Origin of the sequence: Desulfocurvibacter africanus subsp. africanus DSM 2603 (genome assembly GCF_000422545.1) — a bacterium.
Lineage (GTDB): Bacteria > Desulfobacterota > Desulfovibrionia > Desulfovibrionales > Desulfovibrionaceae > Desulfocurvibacter > Desulfocurvibacter africanus.
In genome coordinates, this window is the sequence record NZ_AULZ01000009.1 from 1 (window position 1) to 16247 (window position 16247).

The following is a 16247-nucleotide window of genomic DNA, read 5'->3' on the forward strand; positions in this document are numbered from 1 at the left end:
ACTCGCGACATCTCGCGGGCGGACGGGCTATCTAGGCTGTTTGCCTTGCGCCGTCAACCCCCCATTCAATCTTTTTTTGCGACCACCCCACTGGGTAGCCCCTATTCAAATATGGTCGGGGAATCTTCGTCCAAACGGAAAAATTCAGCTTTCACAGAACCGCCGCCTCTCCTTACGGAGACTTGGCCCACCTCGTGGCGGACGAGCTATCTATGCCCTCTTGCCCTCACCGTCAAGCCCGCATGGAATCTTTTTTCCACCAGACCGACGGGCGTGATCGCCAACCCACCGGAAGCTTTGCTTCCCTGACGCGGGTCGACCGCGGGGTCATTTGAACAAGTCGCCTCCGGTGGCTATCCCCGAAGAGCTATAGCTCATTCGCCTTGCTCGGGTATGCTTCTCGGGAAGCCTTCCCATGCAGCGGATGTGGCTTCTATCCAGACGGGTAGCAAAGGTCAAGCAGATAATCTCAAAGATCCCAACCTCTGTTATCTTGCTATGATTCCATAGCTTCTAGAGCGATTTGCACAAAAACCGGGCAGGACATCGCCCTCCCTAAACCTCAACTGAGGCCACCATCAAGAGTTGAGTGGTCCGAAGAAATCAGGCAGGTCACTTCGCCGCTCCGCTGCCTTCAGATTCCAGAGAGGACTTGCTCTTCTTGGGCAATCAGCATGACGAATCAAGAACAAGAGGGCGCGATCTTTCGATCGCGCCCTCGAGGGAAACCAGGCACCCAGAAACGACTGTTACCGTTGCTTCCTTTCGGACCTGGCGGAGTTGGCAGCGCCCCTGCCGCCTGGCTCCCCTGGCCGGGCTGTAGGCCCGGAAAAATCAAATAGCGGATTTGTAATGACTTGCAACCTCAGGATAATAAGTTCCCGAAAGTCCTGCCAATTCTCAAATCCCCTTTTTATGCCGCGTGAACATGTATGTCCTGTGCAACCGCATGTCAAGGCAGAAAGAGCCCCGGAGTGAGGTAGTCCGCCTGGTTGGACACTTTCGCAGTATATCTAAGCTGGAGCCCATGGATTTCACGCCGCTCTCGTTTCCAAGAACTATGCGTCGATGAGCCGCATCAGCCAGCAAGTTACCCCGTCTTCGCCCCTGGGCTTGTAGTGGCATATCGACCTTGCCAGCCTGAGCACCCGATACTGTACGTCGACCTTGGCCGCCAATCGTTTTCCTCACTTGAGAACTCCAGCTTGCCCAACTGTCCAGAAACAGCACCACCCTACTTACACCTGGTTCAAGCGAATTGTATACTCCACGCCTTTACCCCTTCATGTCTGGTTCGCTATCCTTTTCGCTATTGCCGACGATCTGAATAGACTTCCATCAAGAAATCCGATGAATTACTTGCAGTTCAATGAAGACTATGAATTAGACATCGCCTTCGACTTTGGCGTACTCATCGCCAGCTTACTCCATATCTATCTGGCTTGAACGCAATGCAGCTACACTTTCGCTGTCGCTTTTGCGATGTGCAATTCAAAACGTCTCTTTGGCATTTGAAGGGCTGTACAAACGTTGTCCAGGATGTTGACGGAAATAAGATGCTCGAGGGGATGGTGCTCGTGGTCTGCCCGCAATGTGGTCAGCAAAGCGCCTTTCGACCGGACGAGCTCTCCTGCCCGCTTCGTAATCCTGAAGCACGTGAATAGGAGTAAGGCTTGGCACGTTGAGACACCGCAAGAACGCGCTGCATACTGGCATTTTTGTTCCTGATGCACATACGAGTCGGAGGTTTGCTCATGTCCCCATCTAGTGGCGGTCTCCAGCGAAATTTCTTCGCCAGTCTTCCAGGCATTGTATTCGTGGGCGCAGTCATCGGCGTCCTTGCTTCATTTCTTCAGTATTTCGGCAATCCGGCCAATATGGGTGTTTGCGTTGCTTGCATGGAGCGTGACATAGCCGGCGCCATAGGGCTGCATCGCGCAGCCGTGGTCCAGTACCTGCGCCCAGAGATTATTGCTTTTGTACTTGGCTCGTTCGCGGCGGCACTGTTCTCCCGCGAATTCAAGTCACGCGGTGGAGCGGCGCCCATGACCCGCTTCATCCTGGGCATGGCAGCCATGATCGGTGCGCTCGTCTTCCTGGGTTGCCCCTGGCGCGCCATCCTGCGCCTGGCTGGTGGCGACGGCAACGCCCTGCTCGGTATCGCTGGGCTCGTGGCTGGGGTAGGGGTCGGAACCTTGTTCTTCAAACAGGGCTACTCCCTTGGCCGCAGCACTCGTCAGAGCATTGCTACCGGACTCATGCTGCCTTTGATCATGCTTGGGCTGCTCGGACTTCGCCTGCTCTACCCGCCTGTTGCCGGCGCGGACCAGAGCGGCGTGCTCTTCTACTCTGCCAAGGGCCCTGGCGCGGCATATGCTCCACTCCTCATTTCTTTGGGAGCCGGCCTGCTTATCGGCTACCTGGCCCAGCGCAGCCGCTTCTGCACAATGGGCGCCATCCGCGATACGCTCCTATTCCGGCATACCCATCTGCTGACGGGCGTTTTGGCCCTACTAGTTGTGGCCTTCGGCGCCAATCTGCTGCTGGGCCAATTCAAGCCTGGGTTCGAAGGCCAACCCATCGCCCACACTCAAGGTCTATGGAATTTTGCTGGCATGCTCGTGGCTGGCTTGGCTTTTGCCTTGGCCGGTGGCTGTCCCGGTCGACAGCTGTTCATGGCGGGCGAAGGTGACAGCGATGCAGGCGTTTTCGTACTCGGAATGTTCGCCGGCGCGGCCGTAGCCCATAACTTTGGGTTGGCAAGCGGCCCTGCAGGCATTGGCCCACATGGTATCGCTGCTGTGGCCGTATCCCTGGCCGTGTGCTTGTATATCGGATTTGCCAACCGCCAGCGCATGGCATAAGGAGGTTCGCTCATGGTCACAATAATCGATGCTCGTGGACTGTCTTGCCCGCAACCGGTGCTGCTAACCATGAGCAGGATCAAGGAGTTGAGTTCAGGCGAACTTGACGTCCTGGTGGATAACGAAGCCAGTCGAGAAAACGTGATTCGTGCCGCATCGAGCCAAGGCTGGCGCGTGCTCAAGTCGGAAGCTCAAGGTGAAGATTTCATCGTCTCCATCAAGAAATAATGAAGTTCAGACTCATTGACCGCCTATTGGGACGATCCCGCAAGCATCCCCGCGTGGAAAAAGGTATTTCCGCGCGGGGCATTCTTGTTTTCAATGATACTAGTGAAGTGATCCGCGCCGAAGCCGTGCTCAAGTCCTCGGGGTTGGACGTGCAAGTCAAGGGTCCGCCACCTGCCCTGCGCACCGGCTGCGATCTCGTTATCGAATTTCCTCTCATTATGGAGCCCGCAGCACGGCAGGCGCTTGCTGCTGCACGCCTCAAGCCTATCCAAACCGTGCCGGTGCATGATGTGCTGCTTGAACCCGTATCCCTTTTTCATATCAAGGACTTCGGGGACTGGCTCATGGTTCGGGCGGCAAACATGAAGATCACCGTAGAAAAGAGTTCGCGCATCATCGTTAACGTCTCAGGTGGCGGCTGTCCCGACGTGCCTTATCTGGCCGAGTGTCTTGTGGGACGTAACTTGAGCGAGGCGCCGGAGCCGCTCTCGTTAGGACACACTCTCTGCGGCTATGCCTTGCAACTTGCTTTTGATGAAGTGCGGTCGCGATGTCCTGGCTAATCGTCGGCACTATTCCGCGCGAAGAATTCCCATTGGTGAATGGGCCCTGTGTTTATGACGGGGGAAGCCTCCAGGTGAACGGACATGACATTCCAGTCGCGCGCGGTACACCTGCGCTTTTAGCCACGGCTTGCATCGCATCCAGAATACTGGGCATTGCAGCCCCCTTGGCTTTGCTGGCGGGAGACACCGGACGCGGCCAGGGCAGCCGCCAAGTCTATGCCAAGCTTATGGAACCCATCCCTGAATTGGACTTGCAGGGAGTGACGTTCCATTATCTGCAGCCAGATGTTGAATGGCACAATAAAGTTTTGTGGAAGCTGGAAGAGCGCAATCCTCGCCCCTTGCTCGTCGCCGACGCCGGGTTCATGTACGTAGCTAAAATGAGCGGTTTTGCAGCAAGCTACGATCTGTTTACGCCAGATGCAGGGGAGATGGCCTTTCTTGCTGATGAGAAAGCTCCGCACCCCTTCTATACTCGCGGTTTTCTTCTGCAGGAGGAGGAGCGTGTACCTGAGCTTATCGAGCGGGCCTATGCTGCAGAGAATGCCGCAAAGCATCTATTGGTCAAGGGCTGCATAGACTATGTAGTAGCGGCAGGACAGCTGGTGACGGCTATTTCCGAGCCCAGCATACCTGCCATGGAGCCCATTGGCGGCACGGGCGATACGGTAACAGGCTTGGTTACTGCCCTGCTCTCCGCTGATTACTCGATTCCCCAAGCATGCACCATCGCCGCAAAGACAAACCGGCAACTAGGCCTCCTGGCCGCGCCTACTCCCGCTTTTTCCGTAGCTAATCTGATGCCATTCCTACCTCAAGCTCTTGCCGTCTCTCTTGAATAGCAAGTTGTCTCTGCTCACGGCTCATCTTTGGATGAGTTGGTGTTAGCCCTGCAATGGGGTTGATACGGTTGCGTGGAGAAGATTCCACTTAAGGATGTTGATTCACACCTCATCCCTTACTCCGTTTAGAGCATTTTGCTTTTGAAAATGCTCTGCAAGCCATGCGTCGGCATGGCTTGCCGCCGCGTAGGCGTAGGCGCAATTCACTTGCGCCGTCAACACCGGAGCGGGCGTCTTAAATGCGATCTGCTCTAGGAGGGGCGGGACCACCCCCATCACTCTAGCGCCAGCCCACGTCCAGCTCCAAGTCGGCCGGAGCCTCCAGACGCACACCCCAAGTCACGGACTTCTCGGATTTCGCCGGCACGGCCAAAGGCCAGACGAGCAGCCAAGGATCATCGGGATCAACCACGGGCTTGGGTTCGAACTGTAGGTTCAGTTTGATACGCTCGTCACGCGGCTGCGGCTTGGGTTCCTCCATGCGCACGTCGACCGCGTAGCTTTTGGCGTTCTTCACGACCACCTGCCATCTCCAGACATACGTGCGGCTCTTGCCGATGAAGCCTTTCTCTCCGCCCTGGCGCTCTAGAAGCCGGACCTCGGCCGTGACCAGTGGATCGCCGCCGAAGAAGATGGTCTGCTCGGTGCCGGCGTAGGAAAAACCGGTCTTGGCCAGTATGCCGCCGTCCACCATGAGCAAGGCCTCGCCGGGCGGCAGGTCCAGAGCTTCCTTGGACTGGGCATGCGCGCGCAGATAGGCGTTCTCGCCCTGGGAGGGCCTTACTAGATAGGTAAAAGCCGCTTGCAGAGCGTAATCGCGGATGCGCAGGCGTTGCTCCGGGCCGGTCTGCAGGGACAGTTTGCCCATGTCCCACACGCGGTAGGTGGCGCGTTCGGTCATGACTGGAGCGAACTCGGCCATGTCCGCGGTTTGCATCTCCCGGGTCATGGCCTTGCCCATGAGCGGAGCCGGAATGGGCCGCGCGGGAGGCATGGGTTGAATGACCCACGGCGGCAGGTCGGGAGGGGCGATGGGGCCCTGGGGCCGTGTGGTGGCCAACTGGACCTGCACATTGCGCCAATCCTGGCCCGAACGCTGCCAGATGCGGGCGTCCATGGCTACTTCCACGCGCTTGGAGTCCGGCAGCGCATTGACCCGGTAGACTGGGCTCCAGCCACTTCCGGCCAAGGTGTAAGCGTATTCGATAGGCAGATTGGGGCCGACGGCACCGGCAATCAGCAGCGAGATTTCCCAGATCTCGCGCGAGCCGCCGCGAGCCTGCTCCAGCTGAGCCTTAAGCTGGGCCAGTTGCCTGTCCAGCTCCTCGATCTGCCTGGCCAGGGAAAAGATGTCCTTGTAGAGCCGCTCCGAATTGGCAGCCACGGACGAGGCCATGTCCGTGGCTGCCTTGGGTGTGGGCGACTCGTCCATGCTGAGCCCCCTCCAGAACCCCACGGCGGCATCCAGGCTGAGCCGGCGGGACTCCACACCGTTGCGCTGCGCGGTCGCCGATTCGATACGCTCCTGTAAAGCCTTGACGCGCTCCTTATCCTCACGCAGTACCCGACGCCAGCTCATGTCCCTGATCTGGCCTTTGCCCTGCAGCACCTGCACGGAAACGGTCTGCGGGTCGGCTTGCGGCGGCAGCACGATGGTGATCCGGCTCTGGTTTCCGGCCTCTCCGCTCAGCGACGGTGAAGCGCGCTCCACGACCTGGGCCGCATCGGGGTAGAAGGTGACCGAGACTACCTCGGCCAAGGCTGTCGGGATCCAGGCCAGGTAGAGGGTGGCGAGAACTGCGGCAAAGACAACGGCGCTGAATAGTCTATTCATGGGCTCTCCGGTTGAACTGCGGAAGACTTCACTTCAAATTCTGGCGCAATTTGCGAGGCATGGCAAGACAGTCCCCTTGCCCCTATTCCGGCCTCCTGTATAAGGATCGGTAGCATACAGGGGAAGAAGCATGGGCAAGATCGATCTGGAGCCTGCCGCACTCCTGCGGGAATTCGGCGGGCTATTCTCAAGCCTGAATGGCCCGGTACTCGACATGGCCTGCGGCAGCGGCCGCAACGGACTGTATCTGGCCAGCCTGGGTGCGCAGGTGCTGCTTTGCGACCGTGACGCGCATGCGCTGGAGCGTGCGCAGCGGCAAGCGCGGGATCTTGGCCTGCACATCACTACGTGGCAGGTAGATTTGGAAGCTGTTGGCGACCCCTTGCCCGCAGAGGCCTATGGAGGGATCATTGTCTTCCGCTACCTGCATCGACCCTTGTTTCCCTCCATTCGACGCGCCCTGAAGCCGGGCGGGCTGCTGGCTTACGAAACCTATACGCTGGATCAGCCGCGTTTCGGCAAGCCGACTAACCCCGACTTCCTGCTGCGGCCGGGAGAACTCAGGGAAGCCTTCTCCGGTTTCGAGATCATCCACGCATTCGAGGGCATTCTTGAAAATCCCACACGCGCTACGGCGCAGATTGTCTGCCGCAAGCCGCGAACGGAGGCGTCATGAAAAAACGTATTGGATTTATGGGTCTTGGCATCATGGGCAGAGCCATGGCCGCAAATCTACTCAAGGCCGGCTTTCCGGTCACTGTCTATAACCGCGACAAGCAGAAGACACTGCCTTTGGCGGATATGGGCGCGCTTGCTGCCGATTCGCCCCGGCAGCTTGCCGACAACTGCGACGTGGCGATCCTCATGGTCACCGGACCGGAGGCCATCGACGAGCTGCTCTTCGGAATCGACGGCGCTGCCGAAGGCTTGGCCGGCAAGCTGTGTGTGAACATGAGCAGTGTGTCCCCCGCATACAGCCGGGAGTTGGCGGCTTCATTGGAAGCCGAAGGCGCGGTCCTGATCGATGCGCCCGTTTCGGGCACCAAGAAACCGGCCGAGGATGGTCTGCTCGTCATCCTGGCTTCGGGCCCTGAACAGACAGTGCGCGACCTGGACGACATATTCAGAGCCATGGGCCGCAAGGTGGTCTATTGCGGTCCGGCAGGACAAGGCTCCATGATGAAAATGACCGTGAACCATCTGCTGGGCGTGATGATGCACGCCTTTGCCGAGGCCCTGCTCTTCGGCGAGCGTGGGGGATTATCCATGGACGCCATGGTGGAAACGATCCAGAGCGGAGCAATGGCCTGTCCGATGTATCAAGCCAAGGCTCCCTTGCTCGCCAGCGGGAACTATCCCGCGAGCTTCCCGCTCAAGCACATGGCCAAGGACCTCAAGTACGTGCTTGATACGGCATATGAAACGGGCGCGCATATACCTGCGGCACAGGCGGCGTTGGGCATGTATTTGCTGGCCCGTGAGCGTGATTTGGGGGACATGGATTTCGCCGCCGTGGACAAGGCCATGCGCGATATGCTTAAGGGTTAGGCGTAAAGGGGAGGGACCCCCCTCCCCTTTGTCTATTGTTCGGATGACAAAGGATGACCCGCCTTGGCCCAGGCGTCGATGCCCCCGCGCAGGATCTGTACGTTATTGAATCCACGCGCGCGCATCTGTCCGGCGATGCGCCGGCTGGTATCACAGTTCGGATGCTTGCAGTAGAGCACATACAAGGTGTTCTTGCTGTACCCGTCCAACCAGCTCAGATTGTCGGGATCGACCCGTATCGCTCCCTCGATCATACTGGGCTCTGCTGCATAATCGCCCTTTTCCCGAACATCGAGGATAGTCACTTCACCAACCCTGTTGAACAGGACGCCCGCATCCATTTCCTGGATGTTCCGGGGATCGGTCATGGGCCGATTGATGGTTTCCCCGAATTCGCCTTCGTATTCCGTCTTGACCATGGCATCCTCCTGGCTTTGAGTGACTCGAATCACTCTCATTATATCAGCCAAGGAGGTCCAAAAGTCAAAAAAGAAACGGCCGGACTGCTCCGCCCGGCCGGTCCGCACAGGATGGCAGCAAACTACTTGCAATCGTAGGCGGTCTTAAGCCAATCTTTGATTTCCGCGCTGGGTTCATGAATGCCGCGCAGACCGCCTATGGAGCGCATGAACGGCTCTGCCAGCTCGGGCGGCAGCCGCTTCTCGCACAGGGCCGAGGAACCGTAATTATTCATTTTGGTCAGCACCACCTTGGGCTCCTCCCAAGTGTCCACCACAAAATAGATGGAATACTCGCCACTCATGGTCACCGGCCGGCGCAGGACGTCCATGAAATTGTTGTTGCCCCACTCGAGGTACATGGTCACCGCGTCTTCATGGATGAGGTCCCAGTCCACTTCGTTTATCCACGGCTTGCAATCGCTTGTTATCGGCTCTTTGGACATTTGTAGCTCCTTGCCGCCGGAGGCGGCGCTCCGGCTTGGCTGAGCCGGGGTTGGAGAGTAGTTCGTTGGTCATGTACCACTGATAATACTTCAAGACATGGATGCAATACAAGAGCTTATGCTTTGGAAGTGAGGCCCTGAGCGGACCTGTCTGTCCGCATGCCCCGCACATGACACTCTCGCCTGCGGCCCGGCCTTCGCAAAAAATAATGCTCGCCGTGGAAAAGGCAAAAGCCGCCCCAGGCTGGAGAAAAAAACGATTTTAGCAGTTTAGAGCAATTTGCGTTTGAACTGAGAGAGGGCGCTGCCCTCTCTCAGACTCTCTCCCGGCAGGGAGCGGCGCTCCCTGCACCCCCATTTTTCATTTTATTTGCAAGGTGCTGTAAAGACTTTTGTGATGCAGTAAGGCTAGACACGTCGCCCAAAATCATCGTTCCTGCAACGCGCTGCCCAGAGAGTCGAGAAAAGGGTCGAACAGATATTGCAGCACTGTGCGCTGGCCCGTGTGGATGTAGGCTACCACACGCATGCCCGGATAGAGAGCGTAGCGGCCGCCGCTGCCCTCGAAGCTATCCCGTTCCGTCACGATGTGCACGTTGTAGAAGGCCTGTCCGTCCTGGCTGACGAAGCTGTCCGGGCTGACCGTGGCCACGCGACCCCGTATACTGCCGAAGCGGCGCGCATCCATGGATGCGAGCTTGATGACCGCTGTCTGGCCTTCGTGCACATAGCCGACATCACTCACGGGCAGCTTGGCCTCCACGAGCAGTTGGCCGCCGACCGGAACGATATCCGCAACAGCCATGCCCGGCGTGACCACACCGCCCACGGTGGTCACGTGCAGCGCCTTGACCGTACCGCGCACGGGCGAGCGGAGCGTCGTGCGCTCCAGGCTGTCGGCCACGCGGCGCATGCGCTGGTTCAGTTCGTCGAGTTCGCCACTGGCGTCCTTGAGCTTGCCCTGAGCCTCCTCCTGGAATGCATGCCGCAGGCGGCGGGCATCCTCGCGGGCCTGGCTCAAGGCTGACTCGGCGCGCGACAAGGCCGCTTGCTCTTCCTCGACCGCACTCGCCAGCTTGTTCTGTTCCTTGAGGTAGGACAGGTGTTCGTAGCGGGTGGTGAGATTATCCTTGAGCAGCTCCTCGCTCAGGGATACCTGCTCGTTGGACAGTTCCAGGTTCTGGCGCAGGCTGCGCAACTTGGCCTGGCTCTCGGCCACATCCTGCACACGCTGCTTGATCCGGTCATCCAGGGATGCCGCCTCGCTCGCCAGGCGGGTCATACGTGTCGCGAACATGTCACGGGCCTGGGCTACCAGGTCGGGACACAGCGTGCTGAGTCCTTGGTCGAACTGCGGCGCAGCCAAGCCCTGGACCTCGGCCTCCAGTCGGGCCATGTCCACGCGCAAGGCGTTCATGCGCACCTGGAGCTCTTCGACTCCCGAGTCGCTGGTCGTGGATTCGAGGACCACGATAGGCTGACCTTGTTCCACCGTGGCACCTTCGGCCACCAGGATTTCGCGCACAATGCCGCCTTCAAGGTGCTGCACGGCCTTGACCTTGCCGCGCGGTACGATCTCGCCGCCGGCCGTGCTGACGATGTCGAGCTGGGCCACGGCGGCCCAGACGAGCAGCACCAGGAGCAATACCCCGAGCAGCCGGGACAGCCTCCGCGCGCCCTGGGATTCTGCCAGACGTTCGATGGCGGTTTCGCGCGTATCCATATGTTCAGGCCCCGGCCAAGGCGGTTCTGGCGCTTGTCGCATCGAGGACTTTCATGGAGGGTGTGGGCTTCACGCCCAGGTCCACATGGATATGCGCGCCATGGACCATGGTCGAGTCGTGGGCCAGGATGACCACCGTCACACCGCGCTGGGAAAAGTCCATAAGCGCCCTGGCCACGGCCGTCCTGCCCTCGGCATCCAGGCCGTCGCCCGGCTCGTCGAACACGGCCAGTTTGCCGTCCACGGCCAGTGCCCGGGCCAGGGCGATACGCCGGCGGATGCCCTCGGAGAGCTGCCTGCCGCCAGCCGTTACCCGTGTGTCCAGCCCTTCGGGCTGACTGTCCAGCCAGCGCTTGAGATCGGCCAGCTCCAGGATGGAAGCCAGACGCTCCTCGTCGAGCCCGGGATTGGGCATGAGGATGTTCTGGCGGATGGTCGCGTTGAGGAGTTGCGGGTCCTGCGGGAAGTAGATGATCTGCGAGCGCCACCAGGCCGGCGCGATCTGGCGCATGTCCACGCCGTCAACGAAGACCTGCCCGCGCGACGGCTCCAACAAGCCGCACAGGATGCGGGCGAGCGTGGTCTTGCCCGCGCCGTTGTGACCAGAGACGAGCAGCGCCCTGCCCGCCGGTACGCGCAGGGATAGGGATTCGAAGAGCGGGCCCGGATCGCCCGGGTACATGAAGGCCAAATCCTTGAACTCGATGGCCCCGCGGTACTCCCTGATGGCTGTTCCAGCGTCAGCCTCGCGGGGCAGGCGCGTCAGGTCCGTCAGATCGCGCAGGGCTTCATCCGCCCTGGCGAGCTGCGCCCTAGCCCCAAGGAATCCTGAAACGGACTGGAAGGCGCTCGCGCCAAGCATGGATGCGCCGAACAGCCCGCCAATGCTCAGCTTGCCCATGACCACCAGCTTGGCGCCGACCGCGAAGAGCAGAACCCGCAGCAGGATGGAGATGACCTGCTGGAGGTTCTGGTACTGTCCTCTGCTCCCGCCGAGCTTGAGGCGCAAGGCTAGCATGCGCTCCAGCTGCTCGTGCCAGACCTGGCGCAGGAACGGCAGCGCCCGGAAGGCGCGCACTGTCTCTGCGCTGTCCACTGCCGACAGAGCCAGGCCGCGATGCGCGGCGGATATTTCGGCCAGCTCCCGGCCGGCAGACCCGGCCGACTGCATGGAGGAGAAGCTAATGCCAAATGCCGCAGCCAGAGCCAGCAGCACGATCATGGCCAGGGCCGGATGGAGAAGCCAGGTGGCCAGGATGAACAGGAGACAGAACGGGACATCGAGCACGGCCGCGATGCTCGTGGGCGCCATGGCCGCCTCCACGGTCTGCAGGTTGTTCAGAATTTCCTGCCTCTTGACCGGCGGAATGCGGGAAAGCGGCAGGCTGCGGGCCGTGGCGAGTATGTCGAGGGTGCGGGAGGCCAACCGGTAGTCGGGCACCGCGCTCACGGCAACAGCCAGCTTTTCCCTCGCCTGGCGGAAGAAGAACATGAGCGCCAGGGCCAGAAGCATGCCGGCCGTGAGGGTGTACAGGGTGCCGTCGAAGCCGAAGGTAACGTAACGGTTGAGGATCTGGATGGTGAAAAGGGGGGAGGCGAAGGCAAGAATGTTGATGAACAGCGAGGCTGCTAGCAACTCTGCCGCCAGCTTCGGTCTCGCCGCACAACGATTTAAAAGTTCCTTCACGGCTAATATCGCAACGCTAGGTCATAGGAGTCACGGCGAAATCCTGATCCGTCAAAACCGTATCACTGCCTTCAATGGTTGCCAGAATGTAGTATCCAGGATCATCTCCATTCTCATCGTAGATCAGACGACAACAGTCATTAACATCATCGCGATCAACAATCAGGCAAGCTTCGCCATCGGACCAGGATGAGTATGCGCCTTGGACGTCCGTAGCGTTATTGCCATTGTACAAGCCATCGATGTTAATAAAGTTTGTATTGTATGAAACCACCATCCCAAGCTGAGAGTACTGACTTGAATCAAGGAGAATCTTGTCTTCAATTGGCGTAAAGTCTTTTATGATATCCCCATGCTCTCCAGAAACGGAAACATTTGTTCCAACGCTGAAGCCGTCTTCCATATTGTCGAAATAAAAAGTATCCGCTCCAGCATTGCCATAAAGGGTATCAACACTTTCACCGCCGTTTATAAAGTCGTTTCCTGCCCCTCCCGATATGGTATCAGACCCGCCCAAGCCATACAGGGTGTTGCCTAACGAATCACCACATATTTCGTCGCCATATTCTGAGCCTTCAACGTTCTCAACACCCAAGAACTGGTCTGTATCCTCAGATGAGGTATCGAGTGAGCAAGCTCCATTAACCAAGTCAATGGACATTCCCTGAAAAGAACAACTATAGTACGATTGATAACTAACCCAATCGTTGCCACTGCCTCCGAGAATAACATCACTCCCAAAGCCGCCATCTATAGTATCGTTCCCTTGACCGCCATCGAGTATGTCATCTCCTGCATTCCCGATTATACTGTCATCACCAGCAAGGCCTTTCAAATGATTGTTGTGATCGTTACCATAAATAGCATCAGAGAATATTGAGCCTTCTACATTTGCGATGCTGGCAAGATCATCATATTCGCTATGAGGTTCATTAAGCAGATTTCCATTGCTTTCGTAAACAGGATACTCTCTAACTCCATAGCTGTCATCCCCTTCGTCGTCCAAATATACAACTACACCTTTATTTTGGAATGTATCTCGTACCGAAGCGTAACTTACCCAGTTATTACCAGCGCCACCGTCTATGGAATTGTCTCCACGGCCACCATCAAGAACGTCATCACCCGCACCGCCATAGAGAACATCGTTACCCTCGCCTCCCTGCAGAGTATCGTTACTCCCCAGCCCCCACAGACTATCATCTCCGGCCAGACCCTGGATGAAGTCAGGATATTCGGTGCCCTCAATTGAATTGTTACCGCCGTCGCCTATCAAAATTATCGGAAAAGTGATGCGTGGAATTATCTCTATGACATCTCGTACAGGAGGATCCTCCTGCGGGGGATTCCAACCCCCGCCGTTACCACCTCCACCCTGAATGACCGGCTCCGGGAGAGGGTCGGAGATAATCCGCTGGATGTCCGGCGGAACTTCATCCTGTGCCTGCTGATCCTCGCCGTCACTGTCCTGGGTTCCATCGTCGGTCAGATCAGGGGAAAGATTGTCCCCGGAAGACGACTGATGTTCACTCTGCGGCTCGGGCGGCACCTGTTCCCGGAACTCGTGCAGGAGCGTGTCGACCAGACTCTCGCGCTCTTCAGGGCTGTGGGCCGATAGGTCGATAAAATCCAGCAACTCGTTCAGGCTGAAGGTGCGGATCATGCCTATGCCCGCGGAGGTCAGGTCGACCATCTGGTAGGAGTCCGCGATGACGCGCGTCTCTCCGTTGCTGAAGGTCACGAGCATGGTGTGGTAGCCCGAGGGCATGCCGTGCAGCGGAGAGTCCAGACCGCCGAGCGACGGGTTGGCGATGTTCTGCACGCCGTGCCTCTCGCCATCGGGACCGATCTGGTGGAAGGTCGTGGTGCCGCGGATGCCGATGGTGGCCAGGGGCGAGGAGAGATTGAAGCCTTCGGGGTTCTGCTCGACGATCTTGCCCGTGACGGTCCTGAAGGAACCCTGGACCATGTTGAAGAGCAGCCCGGCCGCGCCTTTGTCGCCCTCGTAGACGTATTCGTCCAGTTCGATGCGGGAATTCTCGCCCTGGGAGAGGACCGTATTGTCCGTGAAGCGGATCTCGACCTTGCTCCCGTCAGCAGTGACCACGGTTTCGTCTTCGCGGACCGTGCTGCCCTCGGCGAGCGGATGGCGGTGTCCGTCTGCTTCGGCAAAGACCTGACCGCTGATCTTGACGACAGTTCCTATGGCGCTCTTGGCATCGCTCATGACATTCCTCCGCTGTGGAGGTTAAGGGCCTCGGGGGTCAGCCGCCCCATGGCGTACAGAAGCTCAAAGGCTGCCTTGACCGTTTCGGCGCGCGCTGCGGCCAAGCTGCTCTGGGCAATGATGTAGTCGACCTCGCCGCTGAGCACGTCCAGCAGAGAGCGTTTGCCCAAGCGACGTTCCTTGCGGGCGAGTTCAAGGAACTCAAAGAGGATGTCCACCTGGGTGGATAAGGATTCCACCCGTTTCTGGGCGGTCTCGAGGTTGCTCCAGGCTGTGCGGGCCTGCTGTTCCACCTGCCGGCGCAGGTCATCGAGCTCCCGTCGGGCTCGCACCCGCTCGGCCTCGGCAGCTTTCAGGGCCGCGCTGTCGGCTCCGCCGGAATAAAGTTCATAGCGCAGCTCGACCAGAGCCCGGGCCTCGGTCCTGACGCCGCTCACACTGTAGTCGTTCTCCTTGCGTGTCCCGTCGGAGACGAAAAAGAACGACGGGTAGTACCTGGAACGGGCCACTTCCACTCCGCCCTCGAAGGCCTGCACATTCTTCAGGGCTGCCAGGAGCCGGGGATTGTGCTCAAAGGCAAGTGCCACGGCATTGTCGACGCCGGTCGGCAGCAGGGCCTGGGGGATATCGGGCATGCTGAACTGCTGGAGCGTCCCGCTATCGGGCTCCTGCTGGAACACGGCCTTGAAGTAGCTCAGGGCATTGCTGAGCTCGCCCTCTCCACCGATGCGCCTGGATATGGCCGCGGCAAGCTGGGACTTGGCTTGCAACACATCCGAGGACAGCCCGGCGCCACGCTGGACCAGAGCCTCCTCAATGCCGGTCTGCTGCTTGATGTTCTGCTCGCTGCGTCGGGCATACCCGAGCACGCTCAATGCGCGCAAGGTATCGACATAGGCTCGCACGCCGGCCAGCAGTACTTCCTGGCGCACCGCATCGAAGGCATGGCCGGCCTGGGAGTACCTGGCGTCGGCTTCATCAATGGCCCCGCCAGTGTAGCCGAAATCATAGATGAGCTGCTGCAGGCGAAGGCTTTCCGTGTTCTTCAGCTCCGAGCTCTCGTTAACGTCGACGTCGCGAGCGCCCTCATCGGGCCTGTCGATGTACTCGTAGCCGCCGTCGGCGAGCAAGGCCAAGTGCGGATACCAGCCGGCCCAAGTCTGTCTGTACAGATGCCTGGAAGCTTCGACGCGCGCGGCTGCGGCAAGAATGCGATCGTGAGATGTGACGAGGGCAGGCAGATAGGACTGCAGGCTATAATCGTTACCAGCCTGGTCTTGTTGAGCCTGGATAGGTGCTGGTGTAGCGAAACCAAGCAGCAGCAAGAGCGGTATTACCCTGGACAAGGCTATGTGAATCATGGCCCTAGACTCCGGCTTTACGTGGTGCGGGGCTCTGCCGCACTGCCGCGACCGGTGGGGCGTCATACACGAGCTGCGTATGAGCGCACCCCTCCCCTCGTCGTCAGATGTGCCAACGTCTTCCTGGCTGCTCCCACACGGGTGCCCCCTATCAGCAGGATGGCGAACTGAAATTATTCACAAAGATATATCCGAGCGTCTCCGCAGTGTAAAGGACTATCGATACTGCAAAAATTTTTTTGCGTTGCGATGTTGAAAGCCAGACATGTCTCAAAAACATATCTATTGCTGCATACGCTGTTCACGTTTCCTTGAAAGATTTTCCAAGGCCCTTGTGCACGACCAAAAACGGTCCACAGCGATCGATATCCAAAGCCGCTCCCAGATCTGCATGCCAGACGCTGCCAAATGCAGCGCATGCACGCGGCCATTCGATGCAACTGCGGGTGGTTGTTGTCCGAGG

At 58.8% G+C, this 16247-nt stretch carries 13 protein-coding genes and 1 other RNA gene; 6 read left to right on the forward strand and 8 right to left on the reverse strand.

The features are described 5' to 3' along the window. Nucleotides 1-714: 714 nt before the first annotated feature. Nucleotides 715-812: signal recognition particle sRNA small type (gene ffs / locus H585_RS22375), an RNA gene on the reverse strand. A gap of 942 nt (nt 813-1754) precedes the next feature. On the opposite strand from ffs, the gene yedE reads away from it, so the two are divergent. From yedE to H585_RS0106505, 4 genes are read left to right on the forward strand one after another with little or no spacing between them, the layout of a single operon-like run. Next, a complete protein-coding gene (gene yedE, locus H585_RS0106490; protein ID WP_027367227.1) occupies nt 1755-2864 on the forward strand; it encodes a YedE family putative selenium transporter in 1110 nt (369 codons plus the stop codon). Nucleotides 2865-2876: 12 nt separating this feature from the next. Further along, nucleotides 2877-3092: a sulfurtransferase TusA family protein gene (locus tag H585_RS0106495; protein WP_027367228.1), complete on the forward strand. Its 216-nt coding sequence runs from the start codon at nt 2877-2879 to the stop codon at nt 3090-3092. Then, the gene (locus H585_RS0106500) at nt 3092-3655 is read left to right on the forward strand and encodes a putative Se/S carrier protein (RefSeq protein ID WP_027367229.1); all 564 of its coding nucleotides are present in this window, start codon (nt 3092-3094) and stop codon (nt 3653-3655) included. Before H585_RS0106495 ends, H585_RS0106500 begins: the two co-directional genes overlap by 1 nt. Beyond that, a complete protein-coding gene (locus H585_RS0106505) occupies nt 3643-4500 on the forward strand; it encodes an NAD(P)H-hydrate dehydratase (protein WP_027367230.1) in 858 nt (285 codons plus the stop codon). The genes H585_RS0106500 and H585_RS0106505 overlap by 13 nt, the downstream gene beginning before the upstream one ends. A 280-nt stretch (nt 4501-4780) precedes the next feature. Here H585_RS0106505 and H585_RS0106515 read toward each other — a convergent pair whose 3' ends face one another. After that, entirely contained in the window at nt 4781-6334 is a 1554-nt protein-coding gene (locus tag H585_RS0106515) for a DUF4139 domain-containing protein (RefSeq protein ID WP_027367231.1), read from the reverse strand. A gap of 130 nt (nt 6335-6464) precedes the next feature. Between H585_RS0106515 and H585_RS0106520 the strand changes: the two genes are divergently transcribed. Both H585_RS0106520 and H585_RS0106525 read left to right on the forward strand, forming a co-directional pair. Further along, nucleotides 6465-7010, forward strand: a complete 546-nt coding sequence (locus H585_RS0106520; RefSeq protein WP_027367232.1) for a methyltransferase domain-containing protein — start codon at nt 6465-6467, stop codon at nt 7008-7010. Continuing rightward, nucleotides 7007-7882 (forward strand): NAD(P)-dependent oxidoreductase, encoded by an 876-nt coding sequence (locus tag H585_RS0106525; RefSeq protein ID WP_027367233.1) that lies wholly within the window; start codon nt 7007-7009, stop codon nt 7880-7882. The genes H585_RS0106520 and H585_RS0106525 overlap by 4 nt, the downstream gene beginning before the upstream one ends. 32 nt (nt 7883-7914) lie before the next feature. Here H585_RS0106525 and H585_RS0106530 read toward each other — a convergent pair whose 3' ends face one another. The 6 genes from H585_RS0106530 to H585_RS0106555 all read right to left on the reverse strand — a co-directional run bounded on the left by H585_RS0106530 (nt 7915) and on the right by H585_RS0106555 (nt 15784). Continuing rightward, entirely contained in the window at nt 7915-8301 is a 387-nt protein-coding gene (locus H585_RS0106530) for a rhodanese-like domain-containing protein (protein WP_027367234.1), read from the reverse strand. Nucleotides 8302-8423: 122 nt separating this feature from the next. Next, entirely contained in the window at nt 8424-8786 is a 363-nt protein-coding gene (locus H585_RS0106535; RefSeq protein WP_027367235.1) for a DVU0772 family protein, read from the reverse strand. 427 nt (nt 8787-9213) lie between these two features. Then, nucleotides 9214-10509, reverse strand: a complete 1296-nt coding sequence (locus tag H585_RS0106540; RefSeq protein WP_027367236.1) for an HlyD family type I secretion periplasmic adaptor subunit — start codon at nt 10507-10509, stop codon at nt 9214-9216. A gap of 4 nt (nt 10510-10513) precedes the next feature. Further along, nucleotides 10514-12145: an ATP-binding cassette domain-containing protein gene (locus H585_RS20885; RefSeq protein ID WP_051182973.1), complete on the reverse strand. Its 1632-nt coding sequence runs from the start codon at nt 12143-12145 to the stop codon at nt 10514-10516. A gap of 67 nt (nt 12146-12212) precedes the next feature. Further along, the gene (locus tag H585_RS0106550; RefSeq protein WP_027367237.1) at nt 12213-14423 is read right to left on the reverse strand and encodes a FecR domain-containing protein; all 2211 of its coding nucleotides are present in this window, start codon (nt 14421-14423) and stop codon (nt 12213-12215) included. Next, the gene (locus tag H585_RS0106555) at nt 14420-15784 is read right to left on the reverse strand and encodes a TolC family outer membrane protein (protein ID WP_027367238.1); all 1365 of its coding nucleotides are present in this window, start codon (nt 15782-15784) and stop codon (nt 14420-14422) included. The genes H585_RS0106550 and H585_RS0106555 overlap by 4 nt, the downstream gene beginning before the upstream one ends. Between the last annotated feature and the right edge of the window lie 463 nt (nt 15785-16247).